Origin of the sequence: Xenorhabdus sp. NBAII XenSa04, from assembly GCF_963866145.1 — a bacterium.
GTDB lineage: Bacteria > Pseudomonadota > Gammaproteobacteria > Enterobacterales > Enterobacteriaceae > Xenorhabdus > Xenorhabdus indica.
In genome coordinates this window covers 1-318 of sequence record NZ_CAWMEB010000194.1, presented here as the reverse complement: position 1 = coordinate 318, position 318 = coordinate 1, and the positions used below count along the sequence as shown (strand labels likewise).

General features: G+C 46.2%; 1 protein-coding gene. It reads left to right on the top strand.

Features of this window, described 5'->3' with window-relative positions:
• A partial coding sequence (locus AAC147_RS08105) for a toprim domain-containing protein (protein WP_047686289.1) occupies positions 1–318 on the top strand: 318 nt, incomplete at both ends.

Below are 318 nucleotides of genomic sequence, written 5' to 3'. Positions count from 1 at the left end.
GTAACAGGTGCGCAGATTATTAAATCCAATGGAGAGAAAAAATTACTGTCTGGCAGCCAGAAAAAAGGGGCGTTCATTTCTGTCTCAGAACTGGAAGAAAACACCGATACGGTGATCATTACCGAAGGCTATGCTACGGCACTCACTGTCAGTCAGTTATATAAAGGTGCAGTTCTGGCGGCGCTGGATGCGGGCAATTTACTTTCTGTCTCCAAAGTGGTTCGGGAACGTTGGTCGGACACCAAAATTATTATTGCAGCGGATAACGACTGGCATCATCCCAACGAGCCGGATAAGAACGGCAAACCAAAAGTGAAT